The following is an 18264-nucleotide window of genomic DNA, read 5'->3' on the forward strand; positions in this document are numbered from 1 at the left end:
TATGGCAACGATTGTTCTTGCGGCGGCGGGCATGGCGCTGGGCGGCTCGGTGGGTGGCACCGTCATGGGGCTGTCGATGGCCGCGGCGGGCCGTGCGGCGGGCGCGATGATCGGCGCGCGGATCGACCAGCGCCTGCTGGGCGCGGGCAGCGCTGCGGTGGACACCGGCCGCGTTGACCGGTTCCGCCTGACGGGGGCTGCCGAAGGCCGCGATATCGGGCAGGTTTATGGCCGCATGCGCGTGGGGGGCCAAGTGATCTGGGCCAGCCATTTCACCCAATCCAGCACCACGACCGGCGGTGGCAAAGGCGCGCCTGCCGCGCCAAGGACCACGACCTATAGCTACCGCGCGAGCTTTGCCTTGGCTTTGTGCGAAGGGCCGATCAGCCGTGTGGGCCGGATCTGGGCCGATGGGGTGGAAATCGCGCCCGATGATCTGAACATGCGGGTCTATACCGGCAGTGCCGACCAATTCCCCGACCCTAAGATGGAGGCCGTCGAAGGTGCAGGCCATGTCCCCACCTATCGCGGCACCGCCTATGTGGTGATCGAGAATCTGGATCTGGGCGGCTTTGGCAACCGCATTCCGCAACTGACCTTCGAGGTGATCCGCGCAGGGCTGGACGGGGGCCTTGCTGCTGTCGTGCAAGGCGTGGCGCTGATCCCGGGCACCGGCGAATACGGGCTGGCGACGCAGCCTGTGTATCTGTCGCCACGTTTTGGCGAACAGGTGGCGGTGAATATGAACGCGCCGTCCGGCCAGACCGATTACACCCATGCGATGGATGCGTTGCAAGGTGATCTGCCTGCCTGCACATCCTTGGTGCTGGTGGTGTCATGGTTTGGCGATGACCTGCGCTGTGGCGATTGCACCGTGCTGCCAAAGGTCGAACAGAACGATGTGGATGCACAGGCGATGCCATGGCGCGTGTCGGGCCTGACGCGGGCGACAGCCCCGCGTGTGGCCTTTGACGCAGGCGCGCCGGTTTATGGCGGCACGCCTGCGGATGCGGCGGTGGTACAGGCAATCATCGACCAGCGCGCGCGCGGCATTGCAGCGGTGTTTTATCCGTTCATCCTGATGGAACAGCTGGCTGGAAACGATCTGCCCGATCCGTGGACCGGCGACATCGGCCAGCCCGCCTTGCCATGGCGCGGGCGGATCACGGCGGCGGGCAATGGCACAGCGACAGCGGCGGCCGAGGTGGCGGCGTTCATGGGCGCAGCGCAACCTGCGCATTTCAGCGTCCAAGGCACGCGGGTCGATTATACCGGCCCCGCCAATGGCGGCTACCGGCGGTTCATTTTGCATTACGCGCATCTATGTGCGGCGGCGGGCGGGGTCGATGCTTTTTGTATCGGCTCGGAAATGCGCGGGCTGACGCAGGTGCGCAGCAATGATGGCAGCTTTCCGGCGGTGGCGGCCCTGCGCGCGCTGGCCGGTGATGTGCGCGCGATCCTCGGGCCTGATTGCAAGATCAGCTATGCTGCCGATTGGTCGGAATATCACGGGTATCAGCCCGCAGGGACGGGCGACAAGATCTTTCACCTTGACCCGCTTTGGGCTGACCCCAACGTGGATTTCATCGGGATCGACAATTACATGCCGCTTGCCGATTGGCGCGATGGCGATACCCATGCCGATGCAGGCGCAGGCGCGATCCATGATCTGGCCTATCTGCGCGGCAATATCGCAGGCGGCGAAGGCTTTGATTGGTACTATCCCACGCCCGAAGCCCGCGATGCCCAGCGTCGCGAACCCATCACCGATGGTCTGGGCGAGCCGTGGATCTGGCGCTACAAGGATATCGCCAACTGGTGGGGCCAACCGCATCATGACCGCGTGGGGGGTGTGCGCGCAGCGCAGCCCACCGCTTGGGTGCCGCGCTCCAAACCCGTCTGGTTCACCGAATACGGCTGTGCCGCCATCGACAAGGGGGCGAACCAGCCCAACAAGTTTCTTGATGTGAAGTCATCGGAATCCGGCCTGCCGCATTATTCTAACGGCCAGCGCGATGATCTGATGCAGATGCAATATCTGCGCGCGATGACGCAGCATTATGCCGACCCTGCCAATAATCCCGTCTCCTCCGTCTATGGTGGGCCGATGGTCGATACAGGCCGGATGCATGTCTGGGCATGGGATGCGCGGCCCTATCCGTTCTTTCCGGCCAATCGCACCCTGTGGGCCGATGCGGGCAATTATGCGCGCGGGCATTGGTTGGGCGGGCGGGCGACCAACCTGCCGCTGGCCTCGGTTGTCGCGGCGATTTGCGAGGCTGCGGGGATTGTGGCCTATGATGTCTCGCGGCTGTTTGGCATCGTGCGCGGCTATCTGCTGGATCATGCGGCCAGCGGGCGGGCGGCCTTGCAGCCCTTGATGCTGGCCTACGGGTTTGATGCGGTCGAACAGGGTGGCACGCTGATTTTTCGCAATCGCACAGCACGGATCAGCGCGCAGCTGGGATTGGCCGATCTGGCGCTTGACCCCGAACAGGATCAGGCATGGTCGCTGACCCGCGCGCCTGCGTCAGAGACCGCACAGCGCGTGCAGGTGCTGCATCTGGATGCCGATGGCGATTATGAACCCGCCGCCGCCGATGCCGCCCATGCCGATGCGACCAGCCTTGCCGTGGCGCGGCATGAATTGCCCTTGGCGCTGACCCGTGCCGAAGGCCGCGCCATCGCGACACGCTGGCTGCAAGAGGCGCGGGTTGCGCGCGACAGTATCACCTTCGCGCTGCCGCCCTCGCGTGCGGTGGGGGCGGGCGATGTGGTTGCTGTCGATCTGCCCGGGCATGCGGGGGATTACCGCATCGACCGGATTGAAGATGCGGGTCTGCAATTGGTTGACGCCACGCGGATCAGCGCCAGCACCTATCAGCCTGTCCGGTCCGAGGATCAGGCCGCCGTGCTGAAACCCTTTGCCGCCCCCGTGCCGGTGGAATTGCTGTTTCTTGATCTGCCCTTGCTGCGCGGAGATGAAATCCCCCATGCGCCGCATCTGGCGGTGGCGGGCGCACCTTGGCCGGGGTCGGTGGCGGTTTATGGTGCCGCGCAGGACAGCGATTATGCCTTGCAGGACATTATCCGCGATCCCGCCGGCATGGGCGAGACGCTGACGCCCTTGCCGCGCGGGCGGGCGGGGTTGTGGGACCGGCAGGCGGGGTTTGATGTGCGGTTGCTGACCGGCGCGCTGGGCAGTGCCACGGCGCAGGCGGTGCTGGCGGGGGCGAACCTGCTGGCCATCGGTGACGGATCGCCTGACGCGTGGGAAGTGCTGCAATTCCGTGATGCCACGCCTTTGGGTGCGGGTGCGTTCCGGTTGCGCGGGCTTTTGCGCGGGCAGGCGGGCAGTCGCGGGATCATGCCGGATCTGTGGCCTGCGGGGTCACGCGTTGTGGTGCTCGACACCCGTGTTGACCAGCTGGTGCTGGCGTCCTCTGCGCGCGGTGCGGCGCGCCATTTCCGCTATGGCCCGGCCAAGCGGCCCTTGGGTGATCCCAGTTTCCGCTATACCGTCGCGGCGTTCCAAGGCAACGGGCTGCGGCCCTATCCGGTGGCGCATCTGCGCGCGCGGCAGGCGGCGGACGGGCTGCATCTGTCATGGATCAGGTGCAGCCGGATTGACGGCGATCTTTGGGGCGACGCGGATGTGCCGTTGGGCGAGGCGGTGGAAAGTTATCAGCTCCGCGTGATCCGTGACGGGATCATCCGCCGCAGCGTGACATTGGACGCGCCGGTTTGGCATTATCCCGCGAGCCTGATTGCCGCCGATCATGGCGGGGCGGCCTACCGCGTCGAAGTTGCACAAGTGTCCGACCGGTTCGGTCCCGGCCCCTTTACCGCGCGGATCGTCGGGTGAGGGGGCTGCAACTGGCCGATCTGGAACTGGCCACGCGGGCCTTGCTGCTGCTGCCCGCCTGCGAAAGAGCCGCCCTTTTGGCGCGGCTGCTGGATATGGCACGGCGTGGCGCGGCGCATCATGCAGCCTGTGGCACGGCGCATCCCGATCATGGCACCGGCACGCTGATGTCGGCGCTGTCGCGCGTATCAATCGCGCCGCGCCCAGCCGTGCTGACACGGGACTATCTGCACTGTCTGGCTTTTGTGGCCATCACGATTGGTGATGTGATGGATGACACCTTTGATATTGGCGATGGCACCCTATCTGGGTTACACAGGACATCTTGAACACAGGATCGATGCCATGCGCCAGCCAAAACCCGCCCTGACCGAAATTGACCCAGTCTGGCACCGCATCCGGCAAGAAGCCGAAGACGCCATCGTCTCTGAGCCGCTGATCGGCGGGCTGGTCCATGCGGGCGTGTTGCACCATACGACATTCGCGGCGGCGCTTGGCTACCGGATTTCGCTGAAACTGGCCTCGGCGGAGATGTCGGAACAGATTTTGCGCGAAACCGCCAATGCCGCCTATGCCGCTGATCCCGCGCTGGCGCTGGCCGCGCGTGCCGATCTGGTTGCGATCTATGACCGCGATCCGGCCTGCCACCGGCTGATCCAGCCTTTGCTGTTCTTCAAGGGGTTTCAGGCGGTCCAGGCGTACCGGCTGGGGCATTACCTGTGGACCCAAGGGCGGCGCGACATGGCTTATTTCATCCAGATGCGGGTGAGCGAGGTATTCGGCGTCGATATCCACCCTGCCGCCCGTATGGGCAAGGGGATCATGATTGATCATGCTCATTCCGTGGTGATCGGGGAAACGGCTGTGGTCGGTGATAATGTGTCGATGCTGCATTCGGTCACTTTGGGCGGCACCGGCAAGGAAGATGACGACCGCCACCCCAAGATCGGCAATGGCGTGCTGATCGGGGCGGGGGCCAAGGTGTTGGGCAATATCAAGGTCGGCCATTGCAGCCGGATCGCGGCGGGGTCCGTCGTGCTGGACGATGTGCCGCCGATGAAGACCGTGGCGGGCGTGCCTGCGCGCATCGTGGGCGAGGCAGGCTGTTCACAGCCTTCGGTGACGATGGATCATCTGTTCGATCACGACCACTGAACGCAAAACGCCGGCCACACAGGACCGGCGTTTTGTTTTTCTCTGACCAGCTTAATCAGGCCAGCATGGTCAGAGGGTTTTCCAGATTGTCCTTGATCGCGGCCAGCAGGTTCGCACCCAAGGCGCCATCAATGACGCGGTGATCTACCGACAGGGTGACAGACATGATCGTCGCCACAGCCAATGCGCCATCCTTGCCCACGATAGGCTTTTTGACGCCTGCACCCACGGCGAGGATCGCGGCATGTGGCGGATTGATGATCGCGTCGAAATTGTCGATGCCGAACATGCCAAGGTTCGAGATCGCGAAACTGCCGCCTTGGTATTCCTGCGGGGCGAGTTTGCGGTCGCGCGCGCGGGTGGCCAAGTCTTTCATTTCTGCGGACAGCGCCGAAAGCGACTTCATTTCCGCATCGCGCAGGACGGGGGTGAACAGCCCGCCTTCGATGGCGACGGCCACGGCCACATCGGATTTCGCGAACTTCAGCGTGCGGTCACCGGCCCAGACGGCATTGGCGTCAGGCACCTGTTGCAGCGCCAGCGCGCAGGCTTTGATGATGAAATCATTGACCGACAGTTTGACGCCGCGCCCTTCAAGCTGGGCGTTGAGCTGACCACGAAAAGCCATCAGCGCATCGAGGTTGATATCGCGACGCAGATAAAAATGCGGCACTGATTGCTTGGCTTCGGTCAGACGGGCGGCGATGGTTTTGCGCATCCCGTCAAGCTTGACCTCGGTGTAGGGACGGCCGTCATACATCTTGATAACGGCGTCGGTGCTGGGGCCAGTTGCCATGGTGGTGGCGGCTTTGGGGGCTTCGGCCTTGGGGGCCGCTGCCGTGGTGGGGGCGGGCGTGGCACCGGCCTTGGCAGTTTGCACATCGGCCTTGACGATCCGGCCATGCGGGCCGGAGCCGCTGACACCTGCCAGATCGAGACCCTTTTCAGCCGCGATGCGGCGGGCGAGGGGGGAGGCGAAAACGCGGCTGCTGTCCTTGGCGGGGGCTACGGCGGGTGCGGCGGCTGCGGCGCGAGGCCCCGGCGCGGGGGCCGGGGCGTCAGCTTTCTTCGCCGACGCGTCCCGGGCTTGACCCGGGACCTTGCTGATACCACCGGCTGATTCACCCTCTTCCAACAGCACGGCGATCACGTCGTTGACTTTGACGCCTTCGGTGCCCTCAGCGATCATGATCTTGCCCATGATCCCTTCGTCCACGGCCTCGAATTCCATCGTGGCCTTGTCGGTTTCGATTTCGGCCAGAATGTCACCTGACGACACTTTGTCGCCTTCCTTGACATGCCATTTGGCCAGCGTGCCTTCCTCCATCGTGGGCGACAGGGCGGGCATCAGAATTTCTGTAGGCATCGCATTGTCTCCTTAGCGGTAGGTCACTTGCTTGCAGGCGGCGACGACTTCATCGACGGTCAGCAAGGCGTGTTTTTCAAGGTTGGCGGCATAGGGCATCGGCACATCCTTGCCGGTGCAATTGATCACGGGTGCATCCAGATAATCGAATGCCTGCTGCATGATCACCGAACTGATGTAGCTGCCGACGCTGCCTTGCGGCCAGCCTTCTTCGACGGTGACGCAGCGGTTGGTCTTGCGCACGGACGCCAGGATGGTTTCGGTATCCATCGGGCGGATCGAGCGCAGATTGATCACCTCGGCGCTGATCCCTTCTGCGGCCAGTTTTTCGGCCGCTTGCAGCGCATAGGTCATGCCGATGCTAAAGCTGACGATGGTCACATCAGTGCCGGCGCGTTCGATTTTCGCCTTGCCGAAGGGAATGGTGAAATCATCCATGACCGGCACGTCAAAGGATTTGCCGTACATGATTTCGTTTTCCAGAAAGATCACCGGATTGGGGTCGCGGATCGCGGATTTGAGCAGTCCCTTGGCATCGGCAGCGGAATAGGGGGCCACGACCTTGAGACCGGGGATCTGCATGTACCAGGCGGTATAATCCTGGCTGTGCTGCGCACCCACGCGGGCAGCGGCGCCGTTGGGACCGCGAAACACCATCGGTGCGCCCATCTGCCCACCCGACATATAAAGCGTCTTGGCGGCAGAGTTGATGATGTGGTCGATCGCCTGCATGGCAAAGTTGAAGGTCATGAATTCGACGATGGGCTTGAGCCCGCCGAATGCCGCACCGGTGGCGATGCCGGCAAAGCCGTGTTCGGTGATCGGCGTGTCGATCACGCGTTTGGCGCCGAACTCGTCCAGCAGGCCCTGACTGATCTTATAGGCACCCTGATATTCGGCCACTTCTTCGCCCATCAGGAACACATCCGCGTCGCGGCGCATTTCTTCGGCCATCGCATCGCGCAAGGCTTCGCGGACCGTGGTTGGTTTCATCGCGACATCGGCGGGCCAATCGGGGCTGACATCGGCCACGGGGGCTGCGGGTTTGGCGACTGCGGGGGTCTTGGTGGATGCTTGAGGCCCCGGCGCGGGGGCCGGGGCGGCCGCGTCGCGGGCTTGCCCCGGAACCTCGTCCGCACTTTCGCCCTCTTCGACCAGCACGGCGATGGCGGTGTTGACCTTGACGCCCTCGGTGCCCTCAGCGATCAGGATCTTGCCGATCACACCTTCGTCCACGGCCTCGAATTCCATCGTGGCCTTGTCGGTTTCGATTTCGGCCAGAATGTCACCGGAGGACACTTTGTCGCCTTCCTTGACCAGCCATTTGGCCAAAGTGCCTTCTTCCATCGTCGGCGACAGGGCGGGCATCAGAATTTCAATTGCCATGCGTCAAGCCTCCTGCGGGATTTCTGTGGCGTAGATGTCGGTCCAAAGCTCGTCGAGATGCGGCTCCGGGCTTTCTTTGGAAAACTCGGCGGCATCGTTGACGATGGCCTTGATTTCCTTGTCGATGGCCTTGAGGTCATCATCGGTCGCGTGTTTGCCGGTCAGCAGCATATCGCGGACCTGTTCGATCGGGTCGCGTTCGTCGCGCATTTTCTGCACTTCGTCGCGGGTGCGGTATTTGGCGGGATCAGACATCGAATGGCCGCGATAGCGGTAGGTCTTGACCTCAAGAATATAAGGCCCCTTGCCTGAACGGCAGTGGGCAACAGCCCTTTCGCCCGCTTCCTTGACAGCCAGCACATTCATGCCGTCCACTTCTTCGCCCTTGATGCCATAAGCGGCACCGCGTTCCCACAGGCTTGGCGATTTGGTTGACCGCACGACGGAGGTGCCCATCGCATAGCCGTTGTTTTCAATCACGAAAATCACCGGCAAATCCCACAGCTGCGCCATGTTGTAGGTTTCATAAACCTGCCCCTGGTTTGCAGCCCCATCCCCGAAATAGGCGAATGTGACGCGGTCATTGCCTTTGTATTTATCCGAAAACGCCAGACCCGCACCAAGAGGCACCTGCGCGCCCACAATGCCATGCCCGCCGTAAAAATGTTTCTCTTTCGAGAACATATGCATCGAACCGCCCTTGCCCTTGGAAAAGCCGCCCTCGCGCCCGGTCAATTCGGCCATGATCCCTTTTGGGTCCATGCCGCAGGCCAGCATATGGCCATGGTCGCGGTAGGATGTGACGCGCTTGTCGCCTTCACCGGCCGCAGCTTCCAGCCCTACAACGACGGCTTCCTGTCCGATGTAAAGGTGGCAAAAGCCGCCGATCAGGCCCATGCCATAAAGCTGGCCTGCCTTTTCCTCGAACCGCCGGATCAGCAGCATTTCACGGTAATGGCCCAGCAATTCTTCGGCTGAGACATTGGATTTCGCGGCGGCCTGTTTTGGCGGCATCGGCATTCCTCCAGCGGTTTGGTATATAGTTTAGTATTAAACTATCTTTTAGAGCATCTGGAACGGGATTGCCACCATGAATATGACGCAACGGCACGGGGCAGGTCTGCATCTGGTGCAAGGCTGGCTGACCGGCTGCGCCGGGCCTTCGGCGAGGATATTTATCCTCTGGCGATGGGATCAGCGGATCACGATTTCATCGGCGCGGATCAGGCCCAACAGATGGCGCGCCTGTTCATCCAGCAGATCAAGGTCCAGAAAATTATCCGACAAGCGCGTGGTCAGGTTTTCCATCCGCGCGACCTCGGCCTGTAAACCGGCCAGTTCGAGGCGCAGGGCTGCAGATTCGGCGCGGACTTCGACACGTTTGAACAGGCCATAATCGCCTTGCACGGCGGCAAAGGTGAAATACAGACCCAGCACGATCATCCCGAGAAAGTATAAAGTCGCCCCAATGGCCGGCCGGCTGCGTCTGAACATCTGCGATCCTCTGCTGTCGCCTCTGGCGGGCGACTGCCATCAGAATCGCATATCTGATTCGCAAAGGGAATCCCTAAAATGCGCGCGATCAGTCACGTCCGCGATAGATATCGACCAGTTTGCCCAGCATCTCCAGCGCATCGGCGCGGTCGCGCTGGAACGAATTGCGCCCGATGATCGACCCGTTGCCGCCGCCATCGCGGATCGCGCGTGCATCGTCATAGACCGCATCGGCACCTTTGGCGGCACCGCCCGAAAACACCGTGATCCGGCGCCCGTTGAACGCGGCCTGCATGCAATGGCGCACGCGCGCGGCCTGTGTGGCGATGTCGATACCTTTGTCCTGATAGACCTTTTTCGCCTCTGGCAGGGACAGATGGTCGGTCGAGAGTTTGATCTTGATGATATGCGCCCCCAGCAGCGCCGCGATCTGGGCGGCATAGGCGGCGATATCAATCGCGGTTTCGCCGTCTTTGTCCAAATCCTCGCCGCGTGGATAGGACCAGATCACGGTGGCGATGCCTTTGGCCGCAGCCTCGGCGCGCATGGCGGCGATATCGCTGAACATGTCCAATGCGGCCGATGATCCGGGGTAGATCGTGAACCCGATGGCCGAACAGCCCAGCCGCAGCGCGTCATCCACCGATGCGGTGATCGCTTGGGTTTTGGGCGCGGCGTCGGGGATCAGGGAATTGGCGGAATTGACCTTGAGGATCGTGGGGATCTGGCCTGCGAAAGTATCCGCCCCTGCCTCGATCATCCCCAAAGGTGCTGCATAGGCGTTCAGCCCGGCATCAATCGCCAGCTGGTAATGGTAATGCGGGTCGTAGGCGGCGGGATTGGGCGCAAAGGACCGCGCAGGCCCGTGTTCGAACCCCTGATCGACAGGCAGGATGATCATCTTGCCGGTGCCGCCCAGTTTGCCGGTCATCAACATCCGGGCAAGGTTGGCTTTGACGCCGGGGGTTTCGCCTTCGTAATGGCCGAGGATTTTCTGGACAGCGCGGGTGGTTTTCATGTGCTTGGCCCTTTTGGCAGCGGTGGTTGCGCAAGGGTTAGGACGGCGCGGCGCAGGTTGCAAATATGTTAGCGCGAACGGGTGGGATGTTATCGCAAACGGCAGCCGGGGGTCGGGGATGGCCCCGACCTAGGGGCGTAAGGCGGGGTTTACCCCGCGCGCCGATCAGCCCAGTGCCGCGACACCCGGCAGGGTCTTGCCTTCCATCCATTCCAGAAACGCGCCGCCCGCGCCGGAAATATAGGTGAAATCATCGGCCACGCCGGCCTGATTCAAGGCCGATACCGTATCGCCACCACCGGCGACGGAAATCAGCTTGCCTGCCTGCGTCAGACCGGCGGCATGGCGCGCGGCGGCATTGGTGGCGGCATCGAAGGGGGTGATTTCAAACGCGCCCAACGGGCCGTTCCAGACCAGTGTTTTGGCCTTTTCCAGCACCTCGGCGATATAGGCGACGGTCGCGGGGCCCGCATCAAGGATCATCGCATCATCGGGGCAGGCATCGGGGGCGCAGGTTTCGCTGGCCGCCCCCGCCTTGAACTCACGCGCCACCACGATGTCGCGCGGCAGGATGATTTCGCAGCCCGTGGCCTGCGCCTTGGCCAGAATGGCGCGGGCGGTGTCGGCCAGATCATGTTCGCAGAGCGACTTGCCCACGTTGAACCCTTGCGCGGCCAGAAAGGTATTGGCCATGCCGCCGCCGATCACCAGATGGTCGACCTTGCCCACCAGATTGCCCAAAAGGTCCAGCTTGGTCGATACTTTTGCCCCGCCGACCACCGCCACCACGGGACGGGCGGGATTGCCAAGGGCGGCATCCAGCGCGCCCAGTTCTTCTTCCAGCAAGCGGCCTGCGCAGGACGGCAGCAGATGGGCGATGGCCTCTGTGCTGGCATGGGCGCGGTGGGCGGCGGAAAAGGCGTCGTTGACATAGATATCGCCAAGGCTGGCCAGACGCGCGGCAAAGGCGGCGTCATTGCTTTCCTCGCCGGGATGAAAGCGCAGGTTTTCCAACAACAGGACTTCTTCATCCTCCATCTCGTCCACGGCTTCGGCATAGTTGGAACTGACGAAAGTCACCGTCAGCCCCAGCACATCGGCCACGGTGCCGGCGATATGTTCCAGCGACATTTCGGGGACAACCTTGCCCTTGGGCCGGTCGAAATGCGCCAGCAGGATCACCTTGCCGCCCTGTGCATGGATGTCGTCCACTGTGGGGATGATCCGTTCGATCCGGCTGGTATCGGTCACGACACCGTTTTCCACCGGCACGTTGATATCGACCCGCACCAATGCGCGTTTGCCTGCGAAATCCATGTCGTCGAGTGTTTTCCAGCCCATGTGATCCATCCTTCGGGGTTGCTTGGCGCTTTGTTGCGGCAAGGATGTGCCCGCGTCAACAGCGCCGCCTTGGCTTTTGCGCGCATCCGCCATATGTCCAAGCCCAATCACCCTGCAAGGAGCCCCAAATGGCCGAGATCAAAGACCCCGAAAACACCATCATCATGACCCTCAAGGACGGTGATGTCATCATCCAGCTTTTGCCCGATGTCGCCCCCGGCCATGTCGCGCGGATGAAGGAACTGGCCCGCGCCGGTGCCTATGACAATGTCTGCTTTCACCGCGTGATCGACGGTTTCATGGCGCAGACGGGCGATGTGGCCAATGGCAATATGGAACAGGATTTCAACATCCGCCGCGCTGGCACAGGCGGGTCGGATCTGCCCGATCTGAAGGCGGAGTTTTCCAAGCTGCCGCATGCGCGCGGGTCCATCGGCGCGGCGCGGTCCTCCAGCCCGGATTCGGCCAACAGCCAGTTTTTCATTAATTTCAAGGATAATGATTTCCTCAACGGTCAATATACTGTCTACGGGCAGGTCATTTCCGGTATGGACCATGTCGATGCCATCACCCGTGGTGAGCCACCCGTCGCCCCCGACCGCATGATCAGCGTCAAGGTGGCCGCCGATGTATAAGCATCTGATCGCACTGGCCTTGCTGGCCGGTCCCGCCTTTGGCGCGGGTCTCGAAATCGACATCGCGGGCGAAGCGAACGGCACCATCACCATCGATCTGTTCGAGGATGTGGCCCCGCTGCACACCGCCCAGATCACCGCGATTGCCGCACAGGGCGGGTATGACAACGTGGTCTTCCACCGCGTGATCGACGGGTTCATGGCGCAGACCGGTGATGTGGAAAACGGCGTGATGGGCAGTGATCTGTCGCGCGCGGGCATGGGCGGGTCGGCGTTCGATGACATTCCGGCCGAATTTTCGGAGCTGCCGTTTGAACGCGGTGTTGTCGGCATGGCGCGGTCGCAAAACCCCAATTCCGCGAACAGCCAGTTTTTCATCATGTTCGAGCCGGGCTATTTCCTGAATGGTCAATATACGGTCGTGGGGCAGGTCACCGCAGGCATGGAGATTGTCGATGCAATCAAACGTGGCACCGGGGCCAATGGCGCCGTGATCGGCCAGCCAGACATGATGGCCGCCGTGCGGGTGACCGAGTAAACAACGCCGAGGCCCCGGATCAAGTCCGGGGCGTCGCACCGCACGCCCCGGACTTGATCCGGGGCCTCACCCTCTTATGTCCCGCAAAACGTTCGCGTCACACGCTCATCGCGGCTGGGTGGCCGTGAAAACGCGGAATTGTCGGTGTAGGGCTGTGTCACCGCCGCCAGCAGCGCGTCAAATGGGGCAAAATCGCCTGAAACGCCCGCTGCAATCGCGGCCTCTACCTGATGATTGCGCGCGATGACGCGCGGATTGGCGCCTGCCATGATCTCTGTGGCTTGTGGCGACTGGCGCGCCCGCCAGCGTGTCGCCCAAACGTCAAAGGCATCGTGGTCGATGAACTGGTCGCGCGCCTGACCATCCAACAACGCCGCAAAGGTCGCGGTGAAATCCGCGCCATCCTGCGCCATCAGGTTCAACAGGTCAGTGACAAGGGCCGCATCCTCTGGCGTGGGATCGGCAATTCCCAGCTTGGCCGCGAAAACCTGCAACCAGGCATGGGCATAGATCGGGGCAAAGCCCTGCACGGCAGCGGTGAAATCCTGCACCGCGCGGTCGCGGTCAGCCATCAGAGGGATCAGCGCCGTGGCAAATTGCGCCATGTTCCAGGCCCCGATCTGTGGCTGGTTGCCATAGGCATAGCGGCCCTGTTGATCGATGGCGCTGAACACCGCGCCATGCGCGAAATCATCGACAAAGGCGCAGGGGCCGTAATCAATCGTCTCGCCTGCAATGCTGACATTGTCGGTGTTCATCACCCCGTGGATGAACCCCAGCCCCATCCAGCGCGCGATCAACCGCGCATAGCGGGCGATCACAGCATCGAGCAAGGCAGCAGGCCCATCCGCCTGCGGGTAATGCCGCGCGATGACGTGATCGGTCAGGGCGCGCAGCGCGTCGACATCCTTGCGCGCGGCGAAAAACTGGAAGGTCCCGACGCGGATATGGCTCTGCGCCACGCGGGTGATGATGGCCCCTGGCAGGCGGGTTTCGCGGTACACATCCTCGCCCGTGGTGACAGCCGCCAGCGCACGGGTGGTCGGCACGCCAAGGGCGGCCATCGCCTCTGACACCAGATATTCGCGCATCACGGGACCCAGCCAGGCACGGCCATCTCCCGACCGCGAATAGGGGGTGGGACCGGCCCCTTTGAGCTGGATATCGCTGCGGATGCCGTCGCTGCCCACAACCTCGCCCAACAGGATCGCGCGGCCATCACCCAGTTGCGGGTTCCAATGGCCAAACTGGTGGCCGGCATAGACGGTGGCAATCGGGCTGGCCCCTGCCGGAATATGGTTGCCTGCGAATATCTGTGCGGCATCGGGCGCGTGCAGATCAATGCCCAGCACTGCGGCCAATGCGTCATTACGCGCGAATATCGCGGGCGCCGCCACAGGCGTCGGCAATTGCGGCGTGAACATCTGCGCGGGCAGGGCGGCATAGCTGTTGTCAAAGGCGATTTTCATAACCGCGCCAATCTTTCGGCCAGCAGCGCATAAAACCCTTCGGCATCAATATCGCCGATGAACAGCGCGTTCTTGGGGCGGTCGGTGACGCCCCACCAATCGGCCACGGTCATGCCGAGGGTCAGCTCCGACCCTGTCTCGATTTCCACATTGATCAGCCGGCCGCTGAACAGGCTGGGGTCGATCAGATAGGCGACAGTGCAGGGGTCATGCAAAGGCGCGCCCTCTGATCCGTATTTCGCCATATCGAAACGTTCGAAAAAATCGGTCCAGGCGGCGACCATATCGCCGACGCGCGTGCCCATCGCGCGGAAGGCATCAATCCGCGCGCGTGTGGTCAGCGCCTTATGCGTGACATCCAGCGGCATGACGACCAGCGGCACACCGGCGGCAAAGACGATCTTGGCTGCTTCGGGATCGACATAGATGTTGAATTCGGCAGCCGGCGTGATGTTGCCCACCGCAAAATAGGCGCCACCCATCAGCACGATTTCGCGCACACGCGCGATGATATCAGGCGCGCGCTGGAACGCGGTGGCGATATTGGTCAAGGGGCCAACAGGGACCAAGGTCACCGTGCCGCTTGGTTCTTCGCGCAGCGTCTGGATGATGAAATCAACGGCATGCTGATCCTGCAACGGCATCGTGGGATCTGCCATTTGCGGGCCGTCAAGGCCGGTCTTGCCATGCACATGTTCCGCCGTGACCAATTGGCGCGACAGCGGGCGGTCACAGCCGGCAAAAACCCGGACATCGGGCCGGCCCGCCAGTTCGCACACAATGCGCGCGTTCTTTTCGGTCAGCGGCAGCGGCACATTGCCCGCCACGGCGGTGATTCCCAGCAGGTCGATCTCGGGCGAGGCGAGGGCCAGCAGGATCGCCACGGCATCGTCTTGCCCGGGGTCTGTGTCGATAATGATCTTGCGCGGTGTCATGATGCAATCCTTGGTCAGCTGCGCATAGCTTGTCCGCTGCGCGCGGCGGGGGCAAGGGGGCGCGGCTAAGTGATCGGCAGGCACTGGTATTCGGCGTAGAAAATGCCCAGATAGAATGTATCAAACAGACTGTGGAGGCGACAATGTCCAGATACCTGCTGATCCCCGCTGCCTTGCTTTTGGCGCTGCCCGCCTTGGCGCAATCGACGGCGATCGATGTGAATGGCGACGGGCAGTACAGTTTCCCCGAAGTGCAGGCCGCGGCCCCCGAAGTGTCCGAAGACAATTTCGCTGCGCTCGATATCAATGGCGATGGCTTGCTTGATGCCGCAGAGATCGCCGCGGGCGAGGCGGCGGGCATCCTGCCGCGTTGATCCGTCACATCTCTGCGCGATGTTCGGTGCGCTCCGCGCGGGTAGTATTTTTGGAAATAAGAAGCCGCGAGAGGCGTTGATCCGCAGCTTCTTATTTCTATAAGTACTCCCGCCGGAGGCCTCCGGCGCGCGCAGCGCGGCGGATCAGACCGCGCCCCGCGACAAGGCGGCGACACCGGTGCGGGCCACCTCTTGCAGGCCCAAGGGGCGCATCAGATCGGCGAAAGCGTCGATCTTCTCGGGCGTTCCGGTGATTTCGAACACGAAGGATTCCAGCGTGCTGTCCACCACATTGGCGCGGAAGATATCGGCCAGCCGCAGGGCTTCGACGCGGTGTTCGCCTTTGCCTGCGACCTTGAACAGCCCCAGTTCGCGTTCCACGCTTGGCCCTTCGACGGTCAGGTCGTTGACCTTATGCACGTCGATGATGCGGCCCAGCTGCGCCTTGATCTGGATGATGATCTGCGGTGTGCCGGTGGTCACGATGGTGATGCGCGACCGGTGGCCCTGATGATCGACTTCGGCGACGGTCAGGCTTTCGATGTTATAGCCGCGGCCAGCGAAGAGCCCGATGACGCGGGCCAACACACCCGGTTCGTTTTCCACCAGAACGGCCAGAGTGTGCCGTTCCACCGTGTCGGAATAGCTGGGCCGCAGGTCATAGGCGGAATGGCTGGTCGAGCCTTTTTTGATTTTCAGCGGTGACATGTTGGTGTCCTTATCCTTGAATTGATCTGGCTTACACCAGCACCGCGCCACCGGCCTGGATGGCATCCTTTGTCGAGGCATCGCCGAGCAGCATTTCATTATGTGGTTTGCCCGACGGGATCATCGGGAAGCAGTTTTCATGCTTTTCGACCAGACAATCGAACAGGACCGGCCCTTTATGGGTCAGCATTTCCAAGATCGCATCATCCAGCGTGTCAGGATCGCTGCACAAAATGCCCTTGGCGCCGAATGCCTCGGCCAGTTTCACGAAATCGGGCAGGGATTCCGACCAGCTGGAGGAATAGCGTTCACCATGCAGCAATTCCTGCCATTGCCGCACCATGCCCAGCCGTTCGTTGTTGAGGATGAATTGCTTGACCGGCAAACGGTACTGCATAGCTGTGCCCAATTCTTGCATGTTCATCAGCCACGACGCCTCGCCTGCCACGTTGATGACCAGCGCGTCCGGATGGGCCATTTGCACGCCGATGGATGCGGGAAAACCGTAGCCCATGGTGCCAAGGCCACCCGATGTCATCCAGCGGTTGGGGTCCTCGAACCCCAGATATTGCGCGGCCCACATCTGGTGCTGGCCAACCTCGGTGCAGATATAGCGGTCGTGCTTTTTGGTCAGGGCTTCGAGCCGCTCTAACGCATATTGTGGTTTGATAATATTGCCTTGCTGGGTGAACTTCAGGCAATCGACAGCGCGCCATTCCTTGATCTGGCCCCACCATTTGGCCAGACCTTCGGTGTTGGTCTTGCGCCCGCGGGCTTTCCAGACGTTCAGCAAATCTTCGAGCACATGGGCCACATCGCCCAGGATCGGGAAATCGGCATGCACCACCTTGTTGATCGAGGAGGCGTCGATGTCGATATGTGCCTTTTTCGAGCGTGGGCTAAAGGCGTCGATTCGCCCCGTGATCCGGTCATCAAAGCGCGCGCCGATATTGATCATCAGATCACAGTCGTGCATCGCCATATTGGCCTCATACAGGCCATGCATCCCCAGCATCCCCAACCAATTGTCGCCCGAGGCCGGATAGGCCCCCAGACCCATCAGGGTCGAGGTGATCGGAAAACCGGTCGCCGCCACCAGTTCGCGCAGCAATTGCGACGCGGCAGTGCCGGAATTGATCACGCCGCCGCCGGTATAGAACACGGGCCGTTTGGCGGTTTCCATCGCCTTGGCCAATTCGGTGATCATCGCCAGATCGCCTTTGACCTGGGGATTGTAATGGGTTTCGACCTGGCGTGCCTCGGTGTAGGTGCCAGTGGCGAATTGCACATCCTTGGGAATGTCGATCAGCACCGGGCCGGGGCGGCCGGACAGGGCGACGTGAAACGCCTCGTGCAGGGTGGCTGACAGTTTCTCGGTATCCTTGACCAGCCAGTTATGCTTAGTGCAGGGCCGCGTGATGCCGACTGTATCGGCCTCTTGGAACGCATCTGACCCGATCATGAAGGTCGGCACCTGGCCGGTCAGCACGATGATCGGGATGCTATCCATCAGCGCATCGGTCAGGCCGGTCACAGCATTGGTTGCACCGGGGCCGGATGTCACCAGCGCCACACCCGGCTTGCCGGTTGAGCGCGCATAGCCTTCGGCGGCATGGACGGCGGCCTGCTCGTGGCGCACCAGCACATGCTTGATCTTTTCCTGCTGGAACAATTCGTCATAGATCGGCAGGACAGCCCCGCCGGGATACCCAAACACGACATCCACGCCCTGATCAATCAGGGCCTGTACGACCATTTTTGCGCCGGTCATGGTTTTGCTCATTGCTCTGGTGTCCTATCCGTTTCGTTGCATCCGGCATAAAAAAACCCCCGATTTTGTCGGGGGCGCATGGGGTCATTATGGAAAATCCGTTACCGGCCCATGCGCATGTGATCCACGATTAGTACGACGACAATCATCATATTTCCTTTTGCTCTGGCAGGTTCTAGAGCGACTTCGCAGGGCGGTCAACCGCCCCG

16 protein-coding genes are annotated in these 18264 nt (G+C 62.1%); 6 read left to right on the forward strand and 10 right to left on the reverse strand.

The window, feature by feature from the left end; all coding sequences use genetic code 11:
• Position 1: 1 nt before the first annotated feature.
• Genes ACPF9B_RS04845 through cysE form a run of 3 tightly spaced genes read left to right on the forward strand, consistent with a single transcriptional unit; the run spans position 2 to position 5020 of the window.
• The gene (locus tag ACPF9B_RS04845) at positions 2-3865 is read left to right on the forward strand and encodes a baseplate multidomain protein megatron (RefSeq protein WP_424179617.1); all 3864 of its coding nucleotides are present in this window, start codon (positions 2-4) and stop codon (positions 3863-3865) included.
• A complete protein-coding gene (locus ACPF9B_RS04850; protein WP_007205082.1) occupies positions 3862-4194 on the forward strand; it encodes a hypothetical protein in 333 nt (110 codons plus the stop codon). The genes ACPF9B_RS04845 and ACPF9B_RS04850 overlap by 4 nt, the downstream gene beginning before the upstream one ends.
• A gap of 16 nt (positions 4195-4210) precedes the next feature.
• Positions 4211-5020, forward strand: a complete 810-nt coding sequence (cysE, locus tag ACPF9B_RS04855) for a serine O-acetyltransferase (RefSeq protein ID WP_040482813.1) — start codon at positions 4211-4213, stop codon at positions 5018-5020.
• A 55-nt stretch (positions 5021-5075) separates the two neighbouring features.
• On the opposite strand, the gene ACPF9B_RS04860 is transcribed toward cysE, so the two are convergent.
• The 6 genes from ACPF9B_RS04860 to ACPF9B_RS04885 form a co-directional block, all read right to left on the reverse strand.
• Complete coding sequence (locus ACPF9B_RS04860) at positions 5076-6386, reverse strand: pyruvate dehydrogenase complex dihydrolipoamide acetyltransferase (protein ID WP_424179620.1); 1311 nt, start codon at positions 6384-6386, stop codon at positions 5076-5078.
• Positions 6387-6398: 12 nt separating this feature from the next.
• Positions 6399-7772 carry a pyruvate dehydrogenase complex E1 component subunit beta gene (locus ACPF9B_RS04865; RefSeq protein WP_424179622.1) on the reverse strand — a complete coding sequence of 458 codons (1374 nt, stop codon included), beginning with the start codon at positions 7770-7772 and terminating at the stop codon, positions 6399-6401.
• Between the two features lie 3 nt (positions 7773-7775).
• Positions 7776-8786, reverse strand: a complete 1011-nt coding sequence (pdhA, locus tag ACPF9B_RS04870; RefSeq protein WP_040483151.1) for a pyruvate dehydrogenase (acetyl-transferring) E1 component subunit alpha — start codon at positions 8784-8786, stop codon at positions 7776-7778.
• A 180-nt stretch (positions 8787-8966) separates the two neighbouring features.
• Positions 8967-9266 carry an FtsB family cell division protein gene (locus ACPF9B_RS04875; RefSeq protein ID WP_040482812.1) on the reverse strand — a complete coding sequence of 100 codons (300 nt, stop codon included), beginning with the start codon at positions 9264-9266 and terminating at the stop codon, positions 8967-8969.
• A gap of 88 nt (positions 9267-9354) precedes the next feature.
• Entirely contained in the window at positions 9355-10284 is a 930-nt protein-coding gene (locus ACPF9B_RS04880) for a class I fructose-bisphosphate aldolase (protein WP_424179624.1), read from the reverse strand.
• Between the two features lie 165 nt (positions 10285-10449).
• On the reverse strand, positions 10450-11625 hold the full coding sequence (locus ACPF9B_RS04885; RefSeq protein ID WP_424179626.1) for a phosphoglycerate kinase: 1176 nt from the start codon (positions 11623-11625) through the stop codon (positions 10450-10452).
• Between the two features lie 128 nt (positions 11626-11753).
• Between ACPF9B_RS04885 and ACPF9B_RS04890 the strand changes: the two genes are divergently transcribed.
• A complete protein-coding gene (locus tag ACPF9B_RS04890) occupies positions 11754-12260 on the forward strand; it encodes a peptidylprolyl isomerase (protein ID WP_007205074.1) in 507 nt (168 codons plus the stop codon).
• On the forward strand, positions 12253-12798 hold the full coding sequence (locus ACPF9B_RS04895) for a peptidylprolyl isomerase (RefSeq protein WP_424179629.1): 546 nt from the start codon (positions 12253-12255) through the stop codon (positions 12796-12798). Before ACPF9B_RS04890 ends, ACPF9B_RS04895 begins: the two co-directional genes overlap by 8 nt.
• A 74-nt stretch (positions 12799-12872) precedes the next feature.
• Here the strand turns inward: ACPF9B_RS04895 and ACPF9B_RS04900 are convergent, their stop codons facing one another.
• On the reverse strand, positions 12873-14267 hold the full coding sequence (locus ACPF9B_RS04900) for a protein adenylyltransferase SelO (protein WP_424179631.1): 1395 nt from the start codon (positions 14265-14267) through the stop codon (positions 12873-12875).
• Positions 14264-15202, reverse strand: coding sequence for a nucleoside hydrolase (locus tag ACPF9B_RS04905; RefSeq protein WP_424179633.1), 939 nt, complete (start codon positions 15200-15202; stop codon positions 14264-14266). Before ACPF9B_RS04905 ends, ACPF9B_RS04900 begins: the two co-directional genes overlap by 4 nt.
• Before the next feature lie 143 nt (positions 15203-15345).
• Between ACPF9B_RS04905 and ACPF9B_RS04910 the strand changes: the two genes are divergently transcribed.
• Positions 15346-15576 (forward strand): hypothetical protein, encoded by a 231-nt coding sequence (locus ACPF9B_RS04910; RefSeq protein WP_040483149.1) that lies wholly within the window; start codon positions 15346-15348, stop codon positions 15574-15576.
• A 144-nt stretch (positions 15577-15720) separates the two neighbouring features.
• On the opposite strand, the gene ilvN is transcribed toward ACPF9B_RS04910, so the two are convergent.
• Together ilvN and ACPF9B_RS04920 are read right to left on the reverse strand one after the other, a co-directional pair.
• The gene (ilvN, locus tag ACPF9B_RS04915; protein ID WP_007205069.1) at positions 15721-16284 is read right to left on the reverse strand and encodes an acetolactate synthase small subunit; all 564 of its coding nucleotides are present in this window, start codon (positions 16282-16284) and stop codon (positions 15721-15723) included.
• A 31-nt stretch (positions 16285-16315) separates the two neighbouring features.
• Complete coding sequence (locus tag ACPF9B_RS04920; RefSeq protein WP_424179636.1) at positions 16316-18067, reverse strand: acetolactate synthase 3 large subunit; 1752 nt, start codon at positions 18065-18067, stop codon at positions 16316-16318.
• Positions 18068-18264 lie beyond the last annotated feature (197 nt).

This window comes from Yoonia sp. TsM2_T14_4 (assembly GCF_049602355.1).
Classification (GTDB): domain Bacteria; phylum Pseudomonadota; class Alphaproteobacteria; order Rhodobacterales; family Rhodobacteraceae; genus Yoonia; species Yoonia vestfoldensis_A.

Bases quoted from the DNA above. Each gene is read 5' to 3' on its own strand.
- ACPF9B_RS04845 (WP_424179617.1), top strand. From the start codon at position 2: ATGGCAACGATTGTTCTTGCGGCGGCGGGCATGGCGCTGGGCGGCTCG.
- cysE (WP_040482813.1), top strand. From the start codon at position 4,211: ATGCGCCAGCCAAAACCCGCCCTGACCGAAATTGACCCAGTCTGGCAC.
- ACPF9B_RS04860 (WP_424179620.1), bottom strand. From the start codon at position 6,386: ATGCCTACAGAAATTCTGATGCCCGCCCTGTCGCCCACGATGGAGGAA.
- ACPF9B_RS04865 (WP_424179622.1), bottom strand. From the start codon at position 7,772: ATGGCAATTGAAATTCTGATGCCCGCCCTGTCGCCGACGATGGAAGAA.
- pdhA (WP_040483151.1), bottom strand. From the start codon at position 8,786: ATGCCGCCAAAACAGGCCGCCGCGAAATCCAATGTCTCAGCCGAAGAA.
- ACPF9B_RS04875 (WP_040482812.1), bottom strand. From the start codon at position 9,266: ATGTTCAGACGCAGCCGGCCGGCCATTGGGGCGACTTTATACTTTCTC.
- ACPF9B_RS04880 (WP_424179624.1), bottom strand. From the start codon at position 10,284: ATGAAAACCACCCGCGCTGTCCAGAAAATCCTCGGCCATTACGAAGGC.
- ACPF9B_RS04885 (WP_424179626.1), bottom strand. From the start codon at position 11,625: ATGGGCTGGAAAACACTCGACGACATGGATTTCGCAGGCAAACGCGCA.
- ACPF9B_RS04890 (WP_007205074.1), top strand. From the start codon at position 11,754: ATGGCCGAGATCAAAGACCCCGAAAACACCATCATCATGACCCTCAAG.
- ACPF9B_RS04895 (WP_424179629.1), top strand. From the start codon at position 12,253: ATGTATAAGCATCTGATCGCACTGGCCTTGCTGGCCGGTCCCGCCTTT.
- ACPF9B_RS04900 (WP_424179631.1), bottom strand. From the start codon at position 14,267: ATGAAAATCGCCTTTGACAACAGCTATGCCGCCCTGCCCGCGCAGATG.
- ACPF9B_RS04905 (WP_424179633.1), bottom strand. From the start codon at position 15,202: ATGACACCGCGCAAGATCATTATCGACACAGACCCCGGGCAAGACGAT.
- ACPF9B_RS04910 (WP_040483149.1), top strand. From the start codon at position 15,346: ATGTCCAGATACCTGCTGATCCCCGCTGCCTTGCTTTTGGCGCTGCCC.
- ilvN (WP_007205069.1), bottom strand. From the start codon at position 16,284: ATGTCACCGCTGAAAATCAAAAAAGGCTCGACCAGCCATTCCGCCTAT.
- ACPF9B_RS04920 (WP_424179636.1), bottom strand. From the start codon at position 18,067: ATGAGCAAAACCATGACCGGCGCAAAAATGGTCGTACAGGCCCTGATT.